23 protein-coding genes and 1 pseudogene are annotated in these 24365 nt (G+C 41.0%); 16 read left to right on the top strand and 8 right to left on the bottom strand.

What is annotated here, in order from left to right:
* Nucleotides 1–148 precede the first annotated feature (148 nt).
* Genes QI30_RS07140 through meaB form a run of 3 tightly spaced genes read left to right on the top strand, consistent with a single transcriptional unit; the run spans nt 149 to nt 5003 of the window.
* Nucleotides 149–1792, top strand: a complete 1644-nt coding sequence (locus QI30_RS07140; RefSeq protein ID WP_126990244.1) for a methylmalonyl-CoA mutase family protein — start codon at nt 149–151, stop codon at nt 1790–1792.
* Entirely contained in the window at nt 1789–3933 is a 2145-nt protein-coding gene (scpA, locus tag QI30_RS07135; RefSeq protein ID WP_126990243.1) for a methylmalonyl-CoA mutase, read from the top strand. The genes QI30_RS07140 and scpA overlap by 4 nt, the downstream gene beginning before the upstream one ends.
* Entirely contained in the window at nt 3933–5003 is a 1071-nt protein-coding gene (meaB, locus tag QI30_RS07130) for a methylmalonyl Co-A mutase-associated GTPase MeaB (protein WP_126990242.1), read from the top strand. Before scpA ends, meaB begins: the two co-directional genes overlap by 1 nt.
* A 38-nt stretch (nt 5004–5041) precedes the next feature.
* Here meaB and QI30_RS07125 read toward each other — a convergent pair whose 3' ends face one another.
* Together QI30_RS07125 and QI30_RS07120 are read right to left on the bottom strand one after the other, a co-directional pair.
* Nucleotides 5042–5380 carry a hypothetical protein gene (locus tag QI30_RS07125; RefSeq protein ID WP_126990241.1) on the bottom strand — a complete coding sequence of 113 codons (339 nt, stop codon included), beginning with the start codon at nt 5378–5380 and terminating at the stop codon, nt 5042–5044.
* A 111-nt stretch (nt 5381–5491) separates the two neighbouring features.
* The gene (locus QI30_RS07120; protein WP_126990240.1) at nt 5492–5902 is read right to left on the bottom strand and encodes a GyrI-like domain-containing protein; all 411 of its coding nucleotides are present in this window, start codon (nt 5900–5902) and stop codon (nt 5492–5494) included.
* Between the two features lie 182 nt (nt 5903–6084).
* Here QI30_RS07120 and QI30_RS07115 point away from each other — a divergent pair, with 182 nt between their 5' ends.
* From QI30_RS07115 to QI30_RS07105, 3 genes are all read left to right on the top strand, one after another.
* Complete coding sequence (locus QI30_RS07115; protein WP_126990239.1) at nt 6085–6294, top strand: hypothetical protein; 210 nt, start codon at nt 6085–6087, stop codon at nt 6292–6294.
* Between the two features lie 66 nt (nt 6295–6360).
* The gene (locus QI30_RS07110; RefSeq protein WP_126990238.1) at nt 6361–6801 is read left to right on the top strand and encodes a BrxA/BrxB family bacilliredoxin; all 441 of its coding nucleotides are present in this window, start codon (nt 6361–6363) and stop codon (nt 6799–6801) included.
* An 80-nt stretch (nt 6802–6881) separates the two neighbouring features.
* On the top strand, nt 6882–7865 hold the full coding sequence (locus QI30_RS07105) for an aromatic acid exporter family protein (RefSeq protein ID WP_126990237.1): 984 nt from the start codon (nt 6882–6884) through the stop codon (nt 7863–7865).
* Between the two features lie 140 nt (nt 7866–8005).
* Here QI30_RS07105 and prli42 read toward each other — a convergent pair whose 3' ends face one another.
* Complete coding sequence (gene prli42 / locus QI30_RS20365; RefSeq protein ID WP_158620982.1) at nt 8006–8101, bottom strand: stressosome-associated protein Prli42; 96 nt, start codon at nt 8099–8101, stop codon at nt 8006–8008.
* A gap of 401 nt (nt 8102–8502) precedes the next feature.
* Here prli42 and mce point away from each other — a divergent pair, with 401 nt between their 5' ends.
* From mce to QI30_RS07080, 5 genes are all read left to right on the top strand, one after another.
* The gene (mce, locus tag QI30_RS07100; protein ID WP_126990236.1) at nt 8503–8901 is read left to right on the top strand and encodes a methylmalonyl-CoA epimerase; all 399 of its coding nucleotides are present in this window, start codon (nt 8503–8505) and stop codon (nt 8899–8901) included.
* A gap of 21 nt (nt 8902–8922) precedes the next feature.
* Nucleotides 8923–10470, top strand: a complete 1548-nt coding sequence (locus tag QI30_RS07095; RefSeq protein WP_126990235.1) for an acyl-CoA carboxylase subunit beta — start codon at nt 8923–8925, stop codon at nt 10468–10470.
* Nucleotides 10471–10613: 143 nt separating this feature from the next.
* The gene (locus tag QI30_RS07090; RefSeq protein WP_126990234.1) at nt 10614–11816 is read left to right on the top strand and encodes a D-serine ammonia-lyase; all 1203 of its coding nucleotides are present in this window, start codon (nt 10614–10616) and stop codon (nt 11814–11816) included.
* Between the two features lie 77 nt (nt 11817–11893).
* Nucleotides 11894–13051, top strand: coding sequence for a hypothetical protein (locus QI30_RS07085; RefSeq protein ID WP_126990233.1), 1158 nt, complete (start codon nt 11894–11896; stop codon nt 13049–13051).
* 97 nt (nt 13052–13148) lie between these two features.
* A complete protein-coding gene (locus QI30_RS07080) occupies nt 13149–14270 on the top strand; it encodes a M20/M25/M40 family metallo-hydrolase (RefSeq protein WP_126990232.1) in 1122 nt (373 codons plus the stop codon).
* A 309-nt stretch (nt 14271–14579) separates the two neighbouring features.
* Here QI30_RS07080 and QI30_RS07075 read toward each other — a convergent pair.
* Both QI30_RS07075 and QI30_RS07070 read right to left on the bottom strand, forming a co-directional pair.
* Nucleotides 14580–15272: pseudogene (locus tag QI30_RS07075) on the bottom strand (D-alanyl-D-alanine carboxypeptidase family protein); the annotation flags it as partial.
* 73 nt (nt 15273–15345) lie between these two features.
* Complete coding sequence (locus QI30_RS07070) at nt 15346–16236, bottom strand: DMT family transporter (RefSeq protein ID WP_126990230.1); 891 nt, start codon at nt 16234–16236, stop codon at nt 15346–15348.
* 102 nt (nt 16237–16338) lie between these two features.
* Here QI30_RS07070 and QI30_RS07065 point away from each other — a divergent pair, with 102 nt between their 5' ends.
* From QI30_RS07065 to QI30_RS07045, 5 genes are all read left to right on the top strand, one after another.
* Complete coding sequence (locus QI30_RS07065; protein ID WP_126990229.1) at nt 16339–17169, top strand: helix-turn-helix transcriptional regulator; 831 nt, start codon at nt 16339–16341, stop codon at nt 17167–17169.
* A 34-nt stretch (nt 17170–17203) separates the two neighbouring features.
* Nucleotides 17204–18430, top strand: coding sequence for a DNA polymerase IV (locus QI30_RS07060; protein WP_126990228.1), 1227 nt, complete (start codon nt 17204–17206; stop codon nt 18428–18430).
* An 8-nt stretch (nt 18431–18438) separates the two neighbouring features.
* On the top strand, nt 18439–19377 hold the full coding sequence (rnz, locus tag QI30_RS07055) for a ribonuclease Z (RefSeq protein ID WP_126990227.1): 939 nt from the start codon (nt 18439–18441) through the stop codon (nt 19375–19377).
* Between the two features lie 156 nt (nt 19378–19533).
* Nucleotides 19534–21060, top strand: a complete 1527-nt coding sequence (locus tag QI30_RS07050; RefSeq protein ID WP_126990226.1) for a fatty acid--CoA ligase family protein — start codon at nt 19534–19536, stop codon at nt 21058–21060.
* Nucleotides 21061–21132: 72 nt separating this feature from the next.
* Nucleotides 21133–21741, top strand: a complete 609-nt coding sequence (locus QI30_RS07045; RefSeq protein ID WP_126990225.1) for a flavin reductase family protein — start codon at nt 21133–21135, stop codon at nt 21739–21741.
* Between the two features lie 48 nt (nt 21742–21789).
* On the opposite strand, the gene QI30_RS07040 is transcribed toward QI30_RS07045, so the two are convergent.
* The 3 genes from QI30_RS07040 to QI30_RS07030 form a co-directional block, all read right to left on the bottom strand.
* Nucleotides 21790–22263, bottom strand: a complete 474-nt coding sequence (locus tag QI30_RS07040; protein ID WP_126990224.1) for an S-ribosylhomocysteine lyase — start codon at nt 22261–22263, stop codon at nt 21790–21792.
* 59 nt (nt 22264–22322) lie between these two features.
* Nucleotides 22323–23213, bottom strand: a complete 891-nt coding sequence (locus QI30_RS07035; RefSeq protein ID WP_126990223.1) for a ferrochelatase — start codon at nt 23211–23213, stop codon at nt 22323–22325.
* 118 nt (nt 23214–23331) lie between these two features.
* Entirely contained in the window at nt 23332–24246 is a 915-nt protein-coding gene (locus tag QI30_RS07030) for an alpha/beta hydrolase (RefSeq protein ID WP_126990222.1), read from the bottom strand.
* Nucleotides 24247–24365: the final 119 nt, after the last annotated feature.

The following is a 24365-nucleotide window of genomic DNA, read 5'->3' as shown; positions in this document are numbered from 1 at the left end:
TAAGTTTTTTCATGAGTTTATGTGAAAATGATAGACGCCAAAATAGGTAAGAAGCGCGATATTATCCATTTTTATACTTTTAACAGTCAGAATCTTTGTGTAAAATAAGGCTAGAATCATTGAAGGGGGGAAGCGTCTACGCGACCGTATGACAAACTTAAAAGAAGTAACATTTGAAAAGCCTTCTTACGACCAATGGCAGGAGGCTGCTGTAAAGCAATTAAAAGGAAAACCTTTTGAATCGCTTTTAACAAAAACTATCGAGGGGATCACTCTAGAACCTCTATACACAGAGGAACGTTTACTAGAGGCGCTTGATGGCAAATTAGAGGAGCAAGTATCAACTGTACGTGCATTAAAAGCTGATGGTGACTTTGGGGTAGCACAACAAGCTTTTGGCTCTTCAATTGAAGAATTCGTTGCACAAACAAATGATGCCTTTGCGCGTGGAGCACAATATGTAACAGTAGGGAAAGTGAGCTTTGAGTGGGATGAGGCAGCGTTAAAACAATTGGCAGCCTTAATCGATACACATAAGCAAGTTGTTCTTTACGTTGATAATAAAGAAGTAGTAAATGTTTTCAACTTTGTGACGGATAAAACGGTAACTGGATTTATCGTGTCAGCAGAACCAGTAGAGCTTACTGATTTTGCAAATGTACGCACATTAAATGCCCATACACAAACGGTACACTATGAAGGTGCGAATGCGACACAGGAATTAGCAATTGCATTAGCGCAAGCAGCAGAATTATTAGGTGAGGACTTTGCAGCGAACGAAGACAAATTCTTTGCATCATTTGCAATCGACCCACAATTCTTTATGGAAATCGCAAAAATTCGTGCATTCCGCGTACTATGGAAAGCCTTTGCACAAGCATATGGTGTCACGTCACCAAAACCAGTTCAAATCGTGACGGAAACATCACTACGCTCATTCTCTAAATTAGATGTATATGTCAATTTACTGCGTGCAGGCAATGAAGCCTTCTCAGCAGTAATCGGTGGCGCAGACGTAGTAACCGTACACCCACATAATGTATTAACAGGTCCAACAAATCAATCGGTACGTATCGCACGTAACGCAGCACTTGTGATTAAAGAAGAGTCACATGTCACAAAAGTATTAGATCCAGCAGGTGGCTCATACTTCGTTGAATCATTAACACATGACCTTGTGAAAAATGCATGGGCATACTTCTTAGAAATCCAAGCAACAGGCGGCTATACAGCAGCACAAGCAAAAATCGCTGCAGATGTAAAAGTGGTATGGGATAAACGTCTTGCGGATGTAGAAACACGTAAAGCAGTATTAGTTGGTACAAATAACTTCGCGGATGCGACAGAAGAAGTACCAGCAGAAAGCTTTGTTGACGTTAATCGTTTAGCACAACCATTTGAAAAATTACGCGTTGATTTTAAAGAAAATCCAGTAAAAGTAGCCGTACTTGCTTATGGTGAACTGAAAAAAATCAAACCACGTACTGATTTCGTAACAGGTATTTTCGCTACAGCAGGTGTAACGGCAGACGTAACAGAGCCATTTACCGATGTAGAAGCAGCGAAAAACTACTTAGCAACAACGGATGCACAAGTTGTTGTGTTCTCAGCTGTTGATGAGGATGTTGAAGCCGTATTACCACAAATCATCGCTTCAAAACAACCGGGCACATTACTTGATGTTGCCGGTAAATTTGATATCGATGGTATTGATGGTGCCTTATATGCGGGCATGAACATTTACGAAAAACTTGAAGGCATTCAAACAAGCCTTAAGGAGGTACAACGATGAGCGTGAATTTTGGAGCAATTGATATTGAAGAAGTATTAACAAAAGAAGCGTATACGAAAAAAGATGACACGTTTATGACGAACGAAGACATCGAAGTGAAGCATGTCTATACAAAAGAAGATACAGAAGGTTTAAAACATTTAAATGATGTAGCAGGCGTGACACCCAATACGCGTGGCCCTTACCCAACAATGTATGTAGGTCGTCCTTGGACAATTCGTCAATATGCAGGTTTCTCAACTGCTGAAGAATCAAATGCCTTTTATCGTCGTAACTTAGCGATGGGTCAAAAAGGGTTATCTGTAGCGTTTGACCTTGCAACGCACCGTGGCTATGACTCAGATCACCCTCGTGTAACAGGTGATGTTGGTAAAGCCGGCGTAGCAATTGACTCGGTTGAAGATACAAAAATTCTTTTTGCAGGGATTCCACTTGACCAAATGTCTGTATCGATGACAATGAACGGCGCGGTATTACCGGTACTTGCCTTCTACATCGTGACAGCAGAAGAACAAGGTGTTTCACCAGATAAATTATCAGGTACGATTCAAAATGATATTTTAAAAGAGTATATGGTACGTAACACATATATTTATCCACCAGCAATGTCGATGAAAATTATTGCAGATATTTTTGAATACACATCAAAATTCATGCCAAAATTCAACTCGATTTCAATTTCTGGTTACCATATCCAAGAAGCGGGCGCAACAAATGATATCGAGCTAGGCTACACATTAGCGGATGGTCTTGAATACGCACGTACTGGTTTAGAAGCGGGTATTGATATCGATAAATTCGCACCACGTTTATCATTCTTCTGGGCAATCGGCATGAACTACTACATGGAAATCGCGAAAATGCGTGCTGCACGTCGTATTTGGGCACAGTTAATGAGCCAGTTCGAGCCAGAAAACGCAAAAACGCAATCCCTACGTACGCACTCACAAACGTCTGGTTGGTCGCTAACAGAACAAGACCCATTCAATAATGTGACACGTACATTAATCGAAGCGAATGCGGCAACAATGGGGCATACACAATCACTTCACACGAACGCGTTAGATGAAGCGATTGCACTGCCAACAGATTTCTCTGCGCGTATCGCACGTAATACACAATTATTCTTACAAAACGAAACAGGCATGACAAAAACGATTGACCCATGGGGCGGTTCTTATTATGTTGAGAAATTAACAGATGAGTTGACACAATCTGCGTGGGAATTAATCGAAGAAGTTGAAGGCTTAGGCGGTATGGCCAAAGCAATCGAAACAGGTCTTCCGAAAATGAAAGTCGAAGAAGCGGCAGCAAAACGCCAAGCGAAAATTGACTCGAATGCAGAAACAATTATCGGTGTAAATAAATACCGTTTAACAGAAGAAGAGCCAATCGAAATCCTAGATATCGATAATACATTAGTACGTCAATCACAAATTGACCGTATTAACAAAATGAAAGAAGACCGCGACGATGCAGAAGTACAAAAACATTTAGCGCGTCTAACAAAAGCTGCGGAAACAGGTGAAGAAAACTTATTAGCGGTTGCTGTAGATGCTGCGCGTGCGCGTGCAACACTTGGTGAAATCTCTGATGCCATTGAAAACGTATCAGGTCGTCATAAAGCAGTTATTCGCTCAATTAGTGGGGTGTACGCTACGAATTATTCAGACCAAGATGCCATTACAGAAGTAAAACAAATGACGGATGAATTCTTAGAAGCAGAAGGTCGTCGTCCACGTATTCTTGTGGCGAAAATGGGTCAAGATGGACATGACCGTGGTGCGAAAGTTGTTGCGACAGCTTACGCAGACTTTGGCTTTGACGTCGATATTTCACCATTATTTATGACGCCAGAAGAAACAGCAGTTATGGCTGTTGAAAATGACGTGCATGTTGTCGGTGTATCATCACTTGCAGCAGGTCATAAAACACTTGTACCAGAATTAATCGCGGAGCTGAAAAAATTAGGCCGCGAAGATATTATTGTCATCGTTGGTGGTGTTGTGCCAGCACAAGATTATGATTTCTTATACGAAAGCGGTGCAAAAGCAATCTTCGGCCCTGGTACTGTATTGCCAATCGCTTCTCAAAAAATTATTGAGCTAATCTACGAACAATTAGGGTACGAGGCTGAATAATGAACGATAAAAAGTCGGCGTTATTTGTCCAGCCAGGGGTTGCAGCTAGTCATGATGGCATGCAGGCGACAACACGTCGTAAATTCGTTCGACGAAAGAAAAAAGAAATTGATTTCGATGCTGCGGTAGCGGATATCCGTGCAGGCGATCGGATTCGTTTAGCGAAAGCCATTACGTTACTCGAAAGCTCAAATACAGACGATAAGGTGCTCGGTCAAGAGCTCTTAAAACGTTTATTGCCGTATACAGGAAATAGTATCCGCATCGGCATTACCGGTGTACCTGGAGCCGGCAAGAGTACGTTCATTGAAACGTTTGGTAAAATGCTTTGTGATGAAGGTCACAAAGTAGCGGTGCTTGCTATTGACCCGTCATCAAGTGTCACAGGCGGCAGTATTTTAGGAGATAAGACACGTATGGAGGAATTATCGCGTGAAAAAAATGCGTTTATTCGTCCAAGTCCGTCCGCTGGTACGCTCGGTGGTGTGCACCGCAAAACACGTGAGACGATGCTCCTTTGTGAGGCAGCAGGCTATGATATTATCTTGATTGAAACAGTGGGTGTTGGACAAAGTGAGACGGCTGTACGTAATATGGTCGATTTCTTCTTATTGCTTGTATTAACCGGTGCAGGTGATGAATTACAAGGCATGAAAAAGGGGATTATGGAGCTTGCAGATGGCATTTTAGTGCATAAAGCAGACGGTGATAATCTTCGAAATGCTAAGAAAACAGCAATGGAATACAAACAAATCTTGCATCTACTTCAGCCAGCAACACCAGGCTGGACGACTCGTACACTAACGGCCTCTTCTTATGAAAAGACTGGTTTTGATAAGGTGTTTAAGACGCTAGATGATTTTAAGGAAACGGCGCTTGAAAACCATGTATGGAATGAGCGACGCAACAGTCAAACGACCGACTGGTTCCGCCAAATGATTTTAGACAAATTAGTCGATGATTTTTATGCCACAGCAGGTCGTAAGGATACTGTCGCTAGCTTAGAGCAAGAAATTTTAAAAGGGAATTTAACCGTTGCTCAAGGAATTGAGACACTGTTTAAACCATAGAAAAAGAGCTTCTTACAACACGTTGTGAGAAGCTCTTTTTATTTGGCATAAATTTTTTTCTCGTTTGTCTTATCTTTTAAATAAACGGTGTGGATGGTTTTTAATTTTTTATCCTTCAGTGTAAAGTCGATGGTGTCCGCACCAACGAAATGCGACGATTGTATTTCGATATAGAGCGTATCACCATCGATATGATACGTGTAGCGCTTGAAATGCGCGCTGTTGTCGGTATAATTTGCTTTTATACTTAGCGTATCTTTATCTAGCGTAATTTGTTTCATATGAATGGCATCTGGCCTCGTTTCAGAGGCGTAGGAAGACAGAAATAAGGCAATACCTAAACAAAGTACGCCGATGATCGGCATTATTTTTTTCACGCGGAAGCCCTCCTTTTTTTAGAGGACGTTTTCATGCCTACTAGGTTCTATTGCGGCTTTTATACCGTAAAAAAACAGGCATATAGTATGCCTGTTCCTTATCTAGGGCCGTTATTCAACGGGGACCCAAATTTCAATATGGTCTAAGTTCTTGCCGATGTATTTTTCAAAACTAATACCTGGGCGATGCGTATAGTCTTGATGGCTATGGAGTGCCTGGAATGTCGGCTCAATTTCGTTGAGCTGATGAATGGTACCTACAAGATAGCGTCCACTTGGAATCGGCACCGCAATTGATTCTACCTCTTTTGGCATATTTTCCTCTTTGACAGCTGCTAAATAATCGATGCCATCTTCGGTAAATGAAATGCAAACACCATAGAGTACATCCGTGTTTACTTCATAATCGTCTAATACATCCGCAAGCTCTTGCCACTGCTCTGAAATATCAGCGATTCTTCCTTCATAAACGTTTAAGCCGCGAAGCACTTCGTCGGCAATCGTTTCAATACGTGTTTGCATAAGATTCATCCTTTCTATTCCAAAATCATCGGTGCATGCACCTTATGTTCATTATAACGTAGAAGCCTTTAATTTTCGAATAATTCTCGTAATATTTAAAAAATTAAAAAACATTCATTTTCAAGTGAATTTGAGCATGTTAAAATAAAGGCACTTATAGAAATTTAAAGGAGTTTTGAAGGATGACAACAAAAAAACATATGCAATTTCATGATGTCGCCAAAATTTTAACCGTGATTGCTGTCGTCTCATTACTCGGGCTCTTCGTAAGCTATCCGGTATACGGTTATCAGCCACATTATGCGGCACTTGTGTTCATTGTCATGACGCTATTTATTGTCGCAATGGTATTTTACGATAAAAATAATAAGAACCACACTCATTCCAAGTAGGAACCTTTGAAATCGAGTGCAGAGGCTGTTATAGTAAGATGAAGATAGTGAAAGGGGCTAATTAATATGGCAATGGAATACGATTTATTATATCAATCAATGATTAATCAATGCCGTTCAGAGTTAACGGAGAATGGTTATACAGAATTACGCACAGCAGAAGAAGTGGACGAAGCAGCAAAACAACCGGGAACAACATTATTTATGGTGAACTCAGTATGTGGTTGCGCAGGCGGTATCGCACGTCCAGCAGCTGTTTATTCACAAAACTACCCAAAACGTCCTGATCACTTTGTGACAGTTTTCGCGGGTCAAGATAAAGAAGCAACAGCAATGGCACGTATGCTATTTGGTGAGGACCATATCCCATCATCTCCATCGTTTGTCTTAATGAAAGATGGTCAAGTCGTTGCTGAAATTCCTCGTCATGAAATCGAAGGTCACGACCCTGTAAATGTTGTGACAAACTTACAAGGCTACTTCGAAGATTATTGCGAAGAAATGTAATTATGAGCGAAATTCAGAAACCGTGCATAGGCGCGGTTTTTGTGCGTTTGAAGCCATTTTGAATGCAGGAGGGGTAGATTATGAGAAAGTTTAAAATAGGATTTCGGACTGTCAAAACAGCAGTTGGCGTCGCACTTGCCATTTGGCTCGCTGCTTTTTTAAATTTAGAATACTATACGAGCGCAGGTATTTTAACAATCTTAAGTATTCAAACAACGAAACGTAAATCAATTCATGCGATTTATACGCGCATTGTTGCCTCATTCCTCGTGCTCGCGATGAGTTATGTGTTCTTTACGTTTCTAGGCTATCACGCATTGGTTTTAGGACTTCTCGTGCTATTTCTATTACCTATTTTGGTAATGCTAAAAGTAACGCCCGGTTTTGTGTCATCATCCGTTATTTTATTGCATATTTTTAATGAACAGCATTTTACACTGGCACTGCTTGAAAATGAATTACTCATTATGCTTGTTGGGTTTGGGGTTGGCTTCCTTGTGAATATGCAAATGCCAGATATTGAGCGCGAATTAAATACGTATCGTATCGAAATTGAAAAAAATTATAGTGCGATTTTTAGTGAAATTGCTAAATATTTACGTGAAGGGGATACGAATTGGAATGGGCGTGAGTTATTGCTTGCTACAGAGGCAGTCAATAAAGGGAAATCCCTTGCCTACCAAGATGTTGAAAATCACATCACACGTAAAGAAAACTTGTTTTATCGCTATTTTGATATTCGAGAGCAGCAGCTTGAAATTATTGAGCGTATTTTGCCGAAAATCACCAATCTGCCAACAATTGTGACACAAGCACATGTGATTGCCGAATTTATGGATGATTTATCGAATAATGTGCACTCAGGGAATACGGCTGTAAAATATCGTGGAAAATTATCTCAAGTGAAGAAAGAATTTCAGGAGCTACCACTGCCACAAACGCATGAAGAGTTTGTAGCGATGGCCTCCCTGTATCAATTCCTTGAGGAAATGGATCAATATTTATCAATCAAGCAAAATTTTAAAGGCTTAAAAATTAAAAAGGGCAAACCTGTTTTTAATTAAGAGTGAATCGTTTGATTATCAGCTCACACAAAAAAGAAGGAACCGCGCGTTGGCGGTTCCTTCTTTTGTTATGCTCATGTTTTTTTGCTGGGGATAGGATGTTATTGGCCCAGTGTTTTGTAGTAGCGGGGTTTGAATGATTACAGTAACATCGTTAAACCGAATGCAACGGTAGATACGACCATAATGACAGCCATTAAAATGATAACCGCTTTTTGGAATTTCTTATTGCTCATAACGTCGACTCCTTCACTCTGTTGACCATAGTGTACCAAATCTTTATTTTATTCGCAAAGTTTAATTGTTGAAAAGAAGTAGTTGAAAATAATAATAAATAATGTAAATAAAAAATCTTTTGAGAAACGATTGAAAATAGTTATAGTACAGATTAAAAAAACTGAAAATTTGCACATGTGGTTGCTATGTTGCAAAAACATGGCTCTAAAATAGTGCATAAAAAACAAAAAATGCTCTTTTTTACGATAAAACTAGATTTTTTTTAGAATTAAGCTAACATAAGGATATACATTTGTATGATTTAAAATTTTCTATCAATTTTCAAATGAAGGGGTTCAGTAGAGGATTTTAAAGAAATTCGTTACACTTGTGTTATACAACAAAAAGGAGTTGGGGACTCGTGGAGAATGTAGATCACATTGGCATCGCCGTTCGAAATATTGACGAGCGTATTGCATATTACACTGATGTGTTAGGCATGAACTTGGAGAAAGTCGAAGAAGTAGAATCAGAACAAGTGAAGGTTGCTTTTCTTGATGGCGGCAATACGCATATCGAGTTATTGGAACCGCTTTCTGAGTCATCTGCGATTCACGGCTATCTAGAAAAACGTGGCGAAGGAATTCACCATATTGCATTAAAAGTCAAAGGCATTGAACAAGAAATGGAACGTATGAAAGCAGAAGGTGCACGCCTCCTTTCAGAACAACCTAAAATTGGTGCTGGCGGCGCAAAAGTAGTGTTTATTCACCCGAAATCATCTTTCGGTGTTCTTTATGAATTAGTAGATCGAGGCTAAGAAAAGGAGCAATCAGAAACTATGGATATGTATGATAAAATTAATGAATTATATGATAAAAAACGCACAATCGAAATGGGTGGCGGTGACGCCCGCATTGAAAAACAACATGCTAAAGGTAAATTAACAGCTCGCGAACGTATTGATTTATTACTAGACGAAGGTACTTTCGTAGAAATCAATCCATTCGTACAACACCGTACAGTAGACTTCGGTATGCAAGGCTTAGAGGGCCCTGGCGATGGTGTTGTAACAGGTTATGGTAAAGTAAACGGCCGTCCAGTTTATTTATTCTCTCAAGACTTCACAGTATTTGGTGGCGCTCTTGGTGAAATGCACGCCAACAAAATTGCGAATGTAATGGATTTAGCAGCGAAAAATGGCGCACCATTCATCGGCATTAACGATTCAGGTGGCGCACGTATTCAAGAAGGCGTATTATCACTTGATGGTTACGGTAAAGTATTCTACCGCAACTCAATCTTCTCAGGTGTGATTCCTCAGATTTCCGTAATTATGGGACCATGTGCTGGTGGTGCAGTGTACTCTCCAGCCATCACAGACTTTATCTTAATGGTTGATAAAACATCTCAAATGTTTATCACAGGTCCAAAAGTTATTGAAACCGTAACGGGTGAAAAAATTTCTGCTGAAGGTCTTGGCGGTTCGAAAGTACATAATGCAGTAAGCGGTAATGCTCACTTCCGAGCTCCTGGCGAACAAGAAGCAATCGACCAAATCAAGCAATTATTAAGCTACTTACCACAAAACAACACAGAGAAAGCACCACGTGTTGAATTTAATGAAAAAGACCACGAACGTCCAGAGCTTTTAGATATCGTACCAACGGATCAAACAAAGGCATATGATGTACGTAAAGTGGTTGAACAAGTAGCTGACCCAGGTACATTTATGGAAGTACAAAAAGACTTCGCGAAAAACATCGTAGTCGGCTTTGCACGCATCGATGGTGAATCAGTAGGTCTTGTATGTAACCAACCAAAAGTACTAGCAGGCGGTTTAGATATCGATTCATCTGATAAATTAGCACGCTTTGTACGTACTTGTGACGCCTACAATGTGCCAATCATCACATTTGAAGACGTATCTGGTTTCTTCCCAGGCGTTAAACAAGAGCATGGCGGTATTATTCGTCACGGTGCGAAAATCCTTTATGCATATTCAGAAGCAACTGTACCAAAAATTACTGTTATTCTGCGTAAAGCTTACGGTGGTGCATATGTGGCACTGAACTCAAAAGCAATCGGTGCAGATATGGTATTCGCTTGGCCAAACGCTGAAATCGCTGTTATGGGTGCAGCAGGTGCCGCAAACATTATCCATGCGAGTGAAATCGCGAAATCAGCGGACCCAGAAGCATTGCGCGCTCAAAAAATCGAAGAATACAAAGAAAAATTCGCAAATCCTTACGTTGCAGCGAGCTACGGCTTAGTAGATGACGTGATTGATCCACGTGATACACGTATTAAGTTAATGCAATCACTTGAAATGTTACGCAACAAAAAAGAAGATCGTCCAGCGAAAAAACACGGCAATATTCCACTATAAGTCGAATCGCCGTAAAACATCGAGCCTCTTAGTAGGTTCGATGTTTTTTTATTTAACTAATAAAACATTTAGCTCGCTAGTCTATATGGTAAAAAAGGACATGCGTATTAAAATTTCGTATACTAACTAGTAGGAGGGGTTTTATGACAATTATTGAACAATTACAGCAACGGCAGCAAGTCATTTGGGACAATCCACAAGTGGAACAGCAGCCAACGACATTTTTATTTGATGCCGCATTAATTGATGAGGCAGAGCGAAGATTACAGCGTTTTGCGCCGTATTTTATGCTCGCTTTTCCGGAAACAAGCGCGACAAATGGCATCATTGAGTCACCACTTGCGTCGCTCGAGCAGCTCGGACACCAGTTTAAAGCATCTCTTTTCGTAAAACGTGATGATATTTTACCGGTAAGTGGTTCTATTAAGGCACGCGGGGGTATATATGAAGTATTGGTACTTGCCGAGTCCATTGCGCTACAAGCAGGACTACTTACGACAAAAGATTCGTATACGCTTTTTGCAGAGCAAGCAATCATTGATGAGCTATCAAACCATACGATTGTTGTCGGATCAACAGGTAATCTTGGCTTATCGATTGGTATGATGAGTGCGAAGCTAGGTTTTCGAGTTGTTGTACATATGTCACATGATGCTAAGCAGTGGAAGAAGGATATGCTGCAAGAAAAAGGTGTTCAAGTCGTCGAGCATGCAGGCGATTATAGCGTAGCAGTTGAAACAGGGCGCAAGCAAGCAGAGGACGACACATATAGTCATTTTATCGATGATGAAAACTCGCAGCAATTATTTGCAGGCTATGCTGTTGCTGCACGTCGGCTCGCGAATCAATTGCCACAAAAGCCAACTACAGCGACACCACTTGTCGTCTATATTCCATGCGGTGTCGGTGGCGGGCCAGGTGGCGTTATTTATGGTTTGAAGGCACAATTTGGCGCAGCGGTGAAATGTTTTATGGTCGAGCCGGTCGAATCGCCTTGTATGTTGCTTGGTATGGCTACAGGCAAGCATGACGCTATTTGTGTAGAAGATATTGGCCTAACAAATCAAACGATTGCAGATGGTTTAGCTGTTGGACGTGCATCGCGCTTTGTAGGCCGTTTAATGGAGCCGCTACTAGATGGGGTGCTAACAGTGTCAGATACCCGACTGCGCGAGCTACAGCAGCTACTATGGACAACTGAACGCATTTATGTGGAACCGTCCGCAGCAGCAGGTTTTGAAGGTGCTGTTTTACTAGCATCACGTTATCCGACAGCACAACATCTCGTATGGGCAACAGGCGGTGGCTTAGTACCCGCTACAGAAAAAAGTCATGATTTTATATAATTAAACGAGGGCAGGTACTGTATTATTTTGTATAATAGAAAAAGATGAATGAAGGAATGACAACAGGAGGTGCATGGATGAGCTTTTGGAATAAACAAAAACGTTTACAAGAAGAAGAGCCTCAAGTAACGCTTGAACGAGAAGGACATGCTATCGCAATTGAGCTCGATCATCGCTATATTGATATTCGCGTTGATAAGCCATATATCGATGTCATCGAAACGATTCATTTTTACAATGAATTGCTAGATGGTAAGACGAAGGAGCAGCGAGCACTTAATGCACGTGCCATTGAGTTTTTTGCACAGTTTACAAAAGTCCCACTAGGCAATGCCTATGACTTTTTTCAAACGATTGTGTTCTTTTATTATAAACATTATCAAGATGAAAGCTGTCCATTTGAAGGCAGTAATCTGACATTTATTTTCTCACGTGTGGCCATTGATATTTACAATCACATTCAAGAAGACATCACAGACGTACATATGACATTAGAAGAAATAGAATCGCGTCAACCACGTGCTTTTTATTTCCATGAAGGCGATGTCGAGCTATCGGGTATGCGCTTTATTCGTGAAACGAAATTATTAATGCCTACGCTATTACCGGTAGAAAAACAACAGTTAACAACATTTAATAATTTCTTATTAGCGCAAGAAATGCAAGAAATTAGTCAAGATATTCAAGGGGATGTCGCGCGCTTTTTAGATGCCTATGCGCTATTATCCTATGAGCAATTTGACCAAATTTATCAGTTATTAATGCATAATCAATCGATAGTTGAAGAACAGCAAAATATTCACATTATGGGCATGAAATATATTTATATCCCGAATGTAGATATTGAACGTGCATTACAGGCGATTCGCGTCTATCACCTACAATGTACGCTTGAAGAGGGACTGCGTAATTACTTATCCCTTTACGAAGGAGCAACGGCAACGGTCCTAGGCATTATTGATTTTATCAATGAGGAAAATGCGCGCTTATATGGTGAAAAAGAGCCGCTCATTTTTGCGAATAATCAGCGCTATTTAAACTTATTCTTTAACGATTATTGCTTTGAACATCAAATCGAAGAAGGCAAGGACTCACCACGCGTTCGTCAATTTTTACATGCGCTAGCAAAAGATTATACACGTCAAAAAAGTAAACAAGACGGTGGCATGATGAAATGCACCGCCATTATTAAAAATGCGCTCAGCAAAAACCGCTTAATGGGGCGCGAAAAGTAACGAAAATAGGGATTTTGTGGTATAGTGATACGTGGAAACGTAGCATAGCTACAAGCCTAACAGGACATGTTAGGTTGAATATAAAGGAGTCTTACCATTGAATAGTCGAATCGTAGAACAATTTTTAGAATTAGTACAAATTGATTCAGAAACGTATCATGAAGAAAAAATTTCACCTGTATTACAAAACATTTTAAAAGAGCTAGGATTTGATGTTTATGTAGATGATGCCGATACGAAAAACGGCCATGCATCAGGTAATATTATCGCGACATTAAAAGGCAATACAGAGGGCATTGATGCGATTTACTTCACAGCTCATATGGACACTGTTGTTCCAGGCGTTGGAATTAAACCAATTATTAAAGAAGACGGCTATATCTATTCAGATGGCACAACGATTTTAGGTGCTGATGATAAAGCAGGTCTTGCTGCATTAATCGAGCTTGCACGTCGCATTCAAGAACAAAAAATCGCACATGGTGACATTCAATATGTCATTACAGCTGGTGAAGAATCAGGCCTTGAAGGCGCGAAATTCTTAGACCATGAAAAAGTCTATGCAAAATATGGCTTTGCAGTTGATTCAGATGGCAAAATTGGTGAAATTGTTGTCGCAGCACCGTACCAAACAAAAATCTTTGCCACATTAAAAGGTAAAACAGCACATGCTGGTGTTGAACCAGAAAAAGGCATTTCAGCAATTACAATTGCAGCTAAAGCCGTTGCACGTATGAAACTTGGTCGTATCGATAGCGATACAACAGCAAATATCGGTCGCTTTGAAGGTGGTAAAGCAACAAATATCGTGGCGGACGAAGCAACGGTATTAGCAGAATGTCGTTCATTGGATCAAGACAAAGTAGAAGCACAAGCGGCATCAATGAAAGCTGCTTTTGAAGAGGCAGCTAAAGAAATGGGCGGCGCTGCTGAGGTAGAAGTGAAAAATATGTACCCTGGTTTCCGCTTCACAGAGCAAGATGTTGTTGTACAAATTGCACAACAAGCAGCTCGTGCTATCGGTCGCGAACCAAAATTAGCACAATCAGGTGGCGGTAGTGATGCAAACGTTATCGCAGGCTACGGCATTCCAACAGTCAACTTAGCGGTTGGTTATGAATTTATTCATACAACAAACGAACGTATTCCAGTAGAAGAATTAGAAAAATTAGCTGATTTATTAGTAGCAATCGTTAACGTAACAACAACTCTAAACTAATTTTTTAACGCAAACTACTTGGAAAAATATTATAAATAAAACCCCAGGAGTCGCTAAACGAAGCGGATTCTGGGGTTTTTTATGCGTTTATTGTTGTTTCTTTGTCGTCGTTGTTTGATTTGCCGCTTCTTGTTGTTGTGGGTCTTCTTGTGGGTTCCAAATAGTTAAAATAACTCCTTGATCGTTATCGCCAGAAACGGTGTAACTTTGTTCAAGTGGCACTTCAATTGTTGTTGTGCCCGTCGCTTTTACATCATGATGTTCAATCGTATACGTCATGCCATTTACTGTTGTTTTTAATGCGTCATGCTTTTTCAAATAGTTCATGTACTCTTCTAGTACCCAATCACGCTTTTGCATAATTAAACTATGTGGTAGGCCAACATAACGGAAATGCCAAGCTTCATATTGAATGCCTGTAATATCCGTTTTATCGCTAGGGTAGCGCAAGATAAAGCCATATTTTGCGGCATTTTTTGCTAACCATTTACCTTCTTCTGCATTTTCCATTAAACCAAGGCTTGAACCAATATCCATTGATAAGCCTAAGTTATGTTCGCTCGCACCGGCTGGTAGTGCAATGTCTGCACCTTTCGTACGGTAAAGTTCTGCTTGAACCTTTTTCGAACGATAGCTGCTATTGATAACAAAGTGTGTGACATTGTCTTTTTTCGCATCGTGAATCATCTGCTGAAAAGCGCTTAGCATGTCACGAGAAATCTTAATCGAATCATCTGCTGTTGTAAAATTTTTAATAAGCTTTGGATGCTTCGATAAGGTTACTAAATCTTCCGGAACTGCTTTGTCATTGACTTCATGATCGGCATTAATGAGTACAAGCTGTCCTTTTGAAATGTCATCGGCTGTAACAGAAACCGTTTGTGTTGTTGGTTTCTTTGGCACAGTTTTTTTCACTTCTTCGGTCGATTGTGTAGCTGATACGACACTGTAAACAACAAGAGCGAGAACGATGGCGACAAGTGCTAATGCAAGCTTCTTCATCTTTCTCCTCCTAAAACTCATTCGTTACTAAGTATATAGTAATTAACGAGAAAGTGTAGCAAAAAGTTACAGTTTATTTGGACATTAATGAAATAATTAATACAATGCCAAGAATTAAAGCCGCACCGAGCATTTGTAGACCGGAAAATGCGAGACCAAGCCAAATAATACTACTAAAAATCGCCATTAATGGTTCTACTGTACCGAGTAAGGTAGATTCTTTAGCCGATAAGTATCCAACGCTTTGGAAGAAAAACCAAAATGCGATGGCTGTACCAAAGAAGATAGTAAAGAACAGGCCAATATTGGTTTGCCATGTAAAATCGATCGTGCCGACCGCCCAAATCGGATGAATAAAGTTCATACCAATGCCGGCAATGAGCATTGCCCAACCGATAACGACAAGCGCTGAAAAATGCGCGAGTAGCGTTTTTGCATACAGTGTATAAAATGCTAACGTTACAGCCGAGATAAGGCCCCAAATAATGGCTGACATCGGCACCGAAAAATTAGCGAGAGAGCCACCTGTTAACAAAAGCCATGTGCCAACAAGTGTAGCGATAATCATCAGAACATCCATACGTAAAAAAGGTTGCTGACGAGAAAAAATTAAATACAAGATAATAAAAACGGGTGCCGTATATTGTAGTAGCGTTGCGACAGCAGAGTTACCGTACGCAATTGCCGCCATATAGGAATATTGCACACCAAGCATACCAACGATACTAAAAAATACTAAATGAAGCGCGAATTTCTTATAATGCCAAACCGCCATAATCGGCTTTTTACGAATTAATTGTAAACCGAGTAAAATAACACCTGCCCCGAGTAAGCGGGCGGTCACAAACCAGTTGACATCGACATGCTGATGCTGAAATAAATATTGTGACACCGTACCATTTAATCCCCATAAGCTTGCGCCGATTAGCGCGAGTACGATACCAAGAAATCGTTGATTCCTCACATTATCACCTATTTCTATCAAGATATATCGACTATAATGGAATGATAACGGAAAAAATAGCGGTTTATCCGCAAAAACTATCAAGATATTGAGGTGAGCAACATGCAACGACGTAATATTCCGATTAATCCTTTCGGTCAGGAACAAGTACTGTATGACAACCCAGAATTTCCATCGATTGTTTATAATACGTTGATTGTCGCAAATAGCGTAGGCTATATACCACTTCATTGGCATGATGAATGGCAAATGCAAATTGTTGAAGCGGGCAGTGTCGAAATGCATGTTCAAGGAGATGTACATACGATTGAAGCGGGTCAAGGTTTGTGGATTCATTCAGGCGTTGTGCATGAAGCGTATGCGCTAACGGACGACGCGAGATACCGCTGTTGGAATATTCAACCAGATTTATTGCCGCGTTTTTTACGTCAATGCTTTGAACAACGTGGGCCAAAGCATGGATATGTATTACTAACAGATGATGGATGGCAACAGGAATGTTTAGCCATCATCGCACATGCAATGGCGAGCGACGATGAATTTACCATTTACGATGATTTTGTTAAAGTCGCTCATTTGCTCTGTACACATGCTGAAAAAGGCGTGACAAAGCCGGCATTTGATGAGCGCTTAAAAGAACTACTAGCGTATATTCATATCCATTATACGGAGAAGCTAACGCTTGATGAACTTGCGGGCGTCGTGTATTTAAGCACTAGTGAAACGATTCGTCTCTTCAAGAAATCGCTTCAGATGACTCCTTTTCAATATATTTTAAAGTATCGTTTAGAGAAAAGTAGGGAATTACTGCAGCATACAGATGAAGCCGTAACGGATATTGCACTAGAAATTGGTTTTTCAAGTGCAAGCTATTTTATTCAAAAATTCAAAGAAGCATATGATATTACACCGAAGCAGTTTCAAATGTTATAATAAAAATAAGAACAAAAGTTCGGGAGGAATCTCTATGGCCATTTTATTCCATATTGATATGAACTGTTTTTATGCATCGGTTGAACAAGCAATTAATCCAGCGCTAAAAGGCAAACCGATTGCAGTTGGTGGTGACCCAAAAGAGCGGCGAGGAGTTGTTGTGACATGTTCCTATGAAGCGCGTGCACGAGGGGTTTATACGACGATGCGCGTAACAGAAGCGCGTAAGCAATGCTCGGAATTGATTATGCTAAAGCCTAATTTTGAGCGGTACCGCGCCGCATCGAATGCGATGTTTACGATACTACGGGAGTATACGGATTTGGTAGAGCCGGTATCGATTGATGAAGGCTATATGGATGTGACGGCGATTGTCCACGGAGCAGATGCGTTAAATCTTGCTGAGGACATTCAACAGCGCTTGAAAAAGGAGCTTGATTTGCCGTGTTCAATTGGCATTGCGCCAAATAAATTTTTAGCAAAAATGGCATCCGATATGAAAAAGCCGATGGGCATTACCGTACTTCGAAAGCGTCAAGTTGAAGCTGTTTTATGGCCTAAGCCAGTTATTGAAATGCATGGCGTTGGCAAGCGTACAGCAGAAAAGCTCGCGGCACACAATATTAAAACAATTGGGGATTTAGCGGCTACGAGTGAAGTAGATATGCGTGCTTGGTTTGGAAAAAATGGTGTACGGATGCGTGAAAAGGCATATGGTATCGACAATCGTGCAGTTGACCCAACTTCGATATATGATACGAAATCTGTTGGTAATTCGACAACACTTTCAGAAAATATTTTGTCTGAGCGCAAGCTAAATGACGTGATTTCACAGCTATCACAGCGTGTAGCCAATCGCCTACAAGCAAAAAATCTTGCAGGGAAAACCATATCCATTCAGCTTCGTAGCGCCGATTGGAAGCAGACGACACGTAGTAAGACGCTCGTCAATGCAATTTATGAGCAGCATGATATTGCACGTGAGGCGAAAGAGCTCGCGACCAAGCACTGGAATGGTGCGCCGCTACGATTAGTTGGCGTCAGTATTAGCCAGGTCGAGAATCGTCAGCAACGTATGGAACAGCTCGATTTATTTACATTTACGGACCATGTGCGAGATGAGCCAGTTATGAATATTATGAATGAATTACGCGATAAATTTGGACAAGATATTATTGTGCGTGGTGTACGTGTGAAAAAATCGACATATGATGCACCAACGAGTTTTTCAAAAGATTTTTTAGATGATCATAGAAAGTAGGAACGACAATGCAACTACAATTTTTAGGGACAGGTGCAGGAATGCCCTCAAAGGAGCGTAAGACAAGTGCGCTCGTTATGAAATTATTAGATGAACTAGGAACGATATGGTTATTTGATTGTGGCGAAGCAACCCAGCATCAAATTTTAGAAACGACCATTAAGCCACGTAAAATTGATAAGATTTTTGTGACGCATTTACATGGCGACCATATTTATGGGTTGCCAGGATTTATCGGCTCGCGCTCTTTCTTAGGTGGTGATACACCGCTAACGATTTACGGGCCAAAAGGATTGAAAGAATGGGTAGAGATGACAAATGATGTCACAGGCACGCATTTAACCTATCCGCTTGAATTTGTTGAAGTAGAGGAAGGTATTGTGTTTGAAAACGAGCAATTTATCGTACGTGCGATGCCACTACAGCACGTAGTCCCTTGCTTCGGCTACCGTATCGAGCAAAAGCCGTTAGCAGGGGCACTAGATATTAAAAAAGCAACTGCACTTGGTGTCCCAAAGGGGCCGCTACTTGGCCGCTTAAAAGCTGGGCAAGACATTGTACTAGAAGACGGGACCGCTGTTCGTAGTGTCGATGTTTTAAGCGAGCCGCAGCCAGGCTTTATTGTGACCATTTTAGGCGACACACGCCAATGTGACAATGCATTAGCATTAGCACAGCAAGCGGATGTCTTGGTGCATGAATCGACATTTGACCATGCGACAGCAAAGCTTGCACGCCAATATGGTCATTCGACGAATATAGAGGCGGCAACGGTTGCGCAGCAAGCAGGTGTTGGTACCTTGCTGTTAAATCATTTAAGCGCCCGTTTCTTAGCGAAGGATTTAGCGCGCATGACGAAAGAAGCGCGTGCTATCCATGAAAAAACATACTTAGTATCGGACTTTCGCACGTTTGAATGGCATCAACGTCAGTTAATTGAAAAATAATAAAAAACGAGGACTGCATTTTATGCATTTCTCGTTTTTTTCTTTTATAATCAAAAAAATTCTCTTTAATACATATTTTTTGTTTTCCTTTTTTAGTAAATTGGATTATAATATGGAATGTGAATAGCCATTCATTCCATATAAGGGGGAACAAACATGAATTTATCAACGCGTTTTACGGAAACAGCCCGCGAGTGTGCGGATAAACATGCGTATGTTTTTATGGACCAAGGAACGACGTATCAAGAGCTTGATGCACAGATTAGTCGTTTTGCAGCAGGACTTCAGCATCTAGGTTTACAAAAAGGGGACCATATAGCGCTATTATTAGGGAATTCACCGCATTATATCGTGGCGTTATATGGGGCATTCCGTGCAGGCATTACCGTCATTCCGATTAATCCCATCTACACAGCGGATGAGATTTCATACATTTTAAATGATGGCGATGTACGTGTGGTTGTTGCATTAGACCGTGTCGTGCCAGTTATTGAAAAATTAGAGAATAGCACGCATACGGAAACATATATCATTTGTGAAACAACACCGGATACGAGCTGGGCGACGAGTCCAGTGGCTGAAAAGTTTATTCCGTTTATGTCATTTATGCAACAAACGCATCCACTAGAAGATATCGAGACAGTCGGTGACGATACGGCAATTATTTTATACACATCCGGCACGACAGGAAAGCCAAAAGGTGTGATGCTAACGCATGATAATTTATATGCTAACGCAAGTGATGTTGGGAAATATTTAGATATTCGTCATGATGATCGCGTTGTAACGACACTGCCGATGTTCCACGTATTTTGCTTAACAGTGGCATTAAATGCACCGCTTATTCAAGGTGGGACATTGCTTATTGTGCCACAGTTTAGCCCAGCAGAAGTGACGCGTATTATTAAAAAATATAATGCGACAATGTTTGCTGGCGTGCCAACGATGTTTAATTTCTTATATCAATTCCCTGGTGCGACCAAGGAAGATATGCAAAGTGTTCGTTTATGGATTTCAGGCGGGTCATCACTACCAGTCGCATTATTACATGATTTTGAAGCGAAATATGATGTGAAGATTCGTGAAGGCTATGGCTTATCAGAAGCCTCTCCGGTGACGTGCTTCAATCCAATTGACCGACCAAATAAAGCAGGTTCAATTGGTCTATCAATCGTCAATGTCGAAAATCGTGTTGTGGACCCAGATGGTCATGATGTACCGGTCGGACAAGTTGGGGAGCTTGTCGTGAAGGGACCAAATGTCATGAAAGGGTATTATAAAATGCCAGATGCAACAGCTGCGGCCCTAAAAGATGGATGGCTCCATACGGGCGATCTTGCGCGTCGTGATGAAGAAGGCTATTTCTACATTGTCGACCGCAAAAAAGAAGTGATTATTGTCGGTGGGTACAATGTTTACCCACGAGAAGTAGAAGAGGTATTATATGAGCATCTAGCAATCGCCGAGGCTGCTGCGGTCGGGATGCCGGACCCAGAGCAAGGAGAGATTGTGATGGCGTATGTTGTGAAAACAGAGGATGCTTTGACGGAAGAAGAAGTAATCGCATATTGCCGTGAGCATTTAGCAAAATATAAAGTGCCACGTCGCGTTGCCTTTTTAGAAGAGCTACCGAAAAATGCAACCGGTAAAATCTTGCGCCGCGAACTACAAAAACTATCTTAAAAATTATGAAGAGGGACAACTAAATAGCTGTCTCTCTTCTTTTTTGTTATGCTGACATAAAGGAGTGATGATATGCTTTCAATAAATCCAAACGAGCGTACAGAACGCGAAAATTATAAGTTAATGACAGGGGCCATTATTCCGCGTCCCATTGCTTTTGTAACAACAAAATCATCAGAGGGAATTGTTAATGCGGCACCATTTAGCTATTTCAATATTGTATCAGCCAATCCGCCGCTAATCTCTATATCCGTACAACGAAAAGACGGGCAACCAAAAGATACGGCTCGTAATATTTATGCGACAAAGCAATTAGTCGTGCATTTAACGAGTGAGCAAAATGTAGATATGGTCAATGAAACGGCCGCTAGTTTAGCCTATAATGACAGTGAGCTTGCGCGGACGAATTTAACGGAAGTAGCTAGTGAGGTAATCGATGTACCAGGAATTTTAGAGGCACCGTTTCGTATGGAATGTACGCTTGAAAAAGCGGTCACACTTGATGAATATCCGACATTTGATTTATTTATCGTAAAAGTCGAGCGCTTTCATATAGAGGAAGCATATTATGATGTGGAAAAAGGCTATGTCGATGAGTATGGGCTTCAAGCCGTGAGCCGTTTAGCAGGTAATCATTATGCGAAGCTTGGCGATATTTTTACACGCGCACGTCCAAAATAAATAAAAGCAGCACGTGCGATTATGCGCGTGCTGCTTTTTGATAGCTCGTTATTCAGTGGCAAATACTTGTGTCCATTCATCGCGTTTATCTAAAAATTGCTGTGCTAATTGTTTTGCGCCTTCTAAGCTATGGCTTGCTGCCCAGCCACATTGAACTTCATTACAAGCAGGCACACTGTCAGCTTCTAGTACATCTTTCATTGTTGCTTCTAAAATTGTTAATACATCTTCATAATCATCGTGGTTAATGAGTGATACATAAAAGCCTGTTTGACAGCCCATTGGCGACCAATCGATAATTTGGTCCGAATGATTGCGAATACGGTCAGCTGTTAAATGCTCAAGTGAGTGGAGTGCAGGCATGTCCATATGTTCCTTATTTGGCTGCTTGAAGCGCACGTCGTATTTCGTTACGACATCGCCGTGCTGTCCCGTTTTGGTACCAGCAAGTCGTACGTAGGGCGCTTGCACTTTTGTGTGATCTAGGTCGAAGCTCTCGACATTTGTTTTATCTTTTGACATTTTAAAATCCCCTTTACGATCAATTCCACTTTATTGTACCACTTAATTATTTGAAATATCTAAATTTTTGCATAATGAAGCTGTTTAATTTCATTGGCAAGTGCCATGATACCATCAAAACTATCGCCGATGAATTCACTTTGGACGAAAGCAACTTGTAATTCCTCGCATAATACTTTGCAGTCACGTCCGATTTCAAAGAAAGACTCCATATCTGGAACAATCGATAATAATTCACATGTCACAAAGCCATCAAAGCCAGCAGCTGTATCGCGGCGAATCGCCTCTTTCACATCTGGGTCTAACCAGCCCTTACGACCGCTACGATATACCGCTTCAAAGTCGGGTACACCGGCCTTCTCGGATACAAGTTTCGCGAATGCTTCAAAAGCCGCAACATATGGCGCATTACGCTCTTGGTCAACAATTTGACTATGTACAGTATAAAACACTTTTTTCGTTGCCTCACGTGGTAAGAAATTATAGGCAGCTTTTACACGACGTGCATACATTTCAACAATGGATGCCGCTTCATAATAATTTTTCAGTGGTATAACGGGCATATCTGTTACTTTTTCAGCTACTTCTTCATGGAAGCTACCGCCACCTGAAGCAGAGTAAATGGGATTGACGGTCAGCGTTAAAAGCTCTGTACAGCCATCAGCACGTGCCGCTTGAATCGCATCATCGGTAAATGGTGCTGTATGCTTATAGGCATTGTAGACACGCACCGTGTTCGCGCCGTCTTGGTTGAGTACCGTTTCAAGTGCTTCTGCGATGCGTGGTGCGTACAGCGTGATTGGGTCCGCTGTTTGTAAATCTTTAAACTGCTGTGTAACATTCTCCATCATGGGAGCGGGTGGTGTACGACCGATAATGTGTTCAAAATAAGCGGGCACATCATCAATTGATTGCGGCGCACCGTAAGCATAAAACAAAATCCCTAACATAGAAAAAATTCCCCCTTTAACAAATTTCTTCTATTATAAATGAAAGTGATAATCAATATCAATTGAAATGTGAGAATTGCACTAAAAAAGAGACCGCATATATACAGGTCTCTTTTAACTAACAAGGTGTTAAAAATTTGGCAATTAGCTCGGCTGTTTTTTTCGTTTCAGTATCGAAAAATTCAATTTTACTAAAGTAGCTATGAATGAGTCCTTCAAGCTCAATGCGTTGTGCCGGTACACCAGCTCGCTGAAGATTGTCAATATAACGAATTCCTTCATCTACGAGCACATCATATTGTGCCGCAATTAATAGTGTACGTGGTAGCTGTGCAAAATTTTTCGCTTGAAGTGGTGCAACGAGTGAGTTTTTCTGATTTACAGCATCGACATATTGCTCCGTAAACCAAATCATCCCTTCTTTATCTAAGCCATAGTTTTCACCAAAGGTATTATAGCTTGCTACAGTGAAATCAGTATCAAGTACTGGGTAGATGAGTGCCTGCTGTTTAATCGGTGGCCCATCATAATCGGCACTTAATGCACTAACAACTGCTGCCAAATTACCACCAGCACTATCGCCGCTAACGGTAATATTCTCCTGGTCAATATGTAATTGCGCTGCATGCTCATGCACCCACACAAGGGCATCATAGGCGTCATTTACAGGTGTAGGGAAAGGATATTCTGGTGCTAAGCGGTAATCAACGCTTACAACAACTGCCTGTGTTGCAGCAGTTAAATAGCGGCACCCGCCATCTGCATATTCGGGGCTACCAAATACCCATCCACCCCCGTGATAATACACAATGACAGGGAAGGGACCTTTGCCCTCAGGTGTATAAATTCGCACATTAATTTCGCCGTCACGTACAGGGATTACACGATCCTCAATCGTTTGAATACCTGCAACCTGCACGCTAAATTTTGGTGCGAGTGCGCGCTCACGGCGTGCTTCTTCAGGTGTTTGTTCGTAATATTGTACGCCTTTATGTGCCTCGATATAGTCAACGGAACCTGGATGTAATGCCATGTGAAAAACCCCTTTTCGAATGATTGTAGCGTCAGTATAACATATACAATATTATTCCTACAAGTAAACTTGGTATTAAAATTAAAAAAAGATTCGGAAATAACCGAATCTTTTTATTC

The organism is Candidatus Kurthia intestinigallinarum, assembly GCF_003991225.1.
GTDB classification, from domain to species: domain Bacteria; phylum Bacillota; class Bacilli; order Bacillales_A; family Planococcaceae; genus Kurthia; species Kurthia populi.
This window is presented reverse-complemented; position numbering and strand designations above follow the sequence as displayed.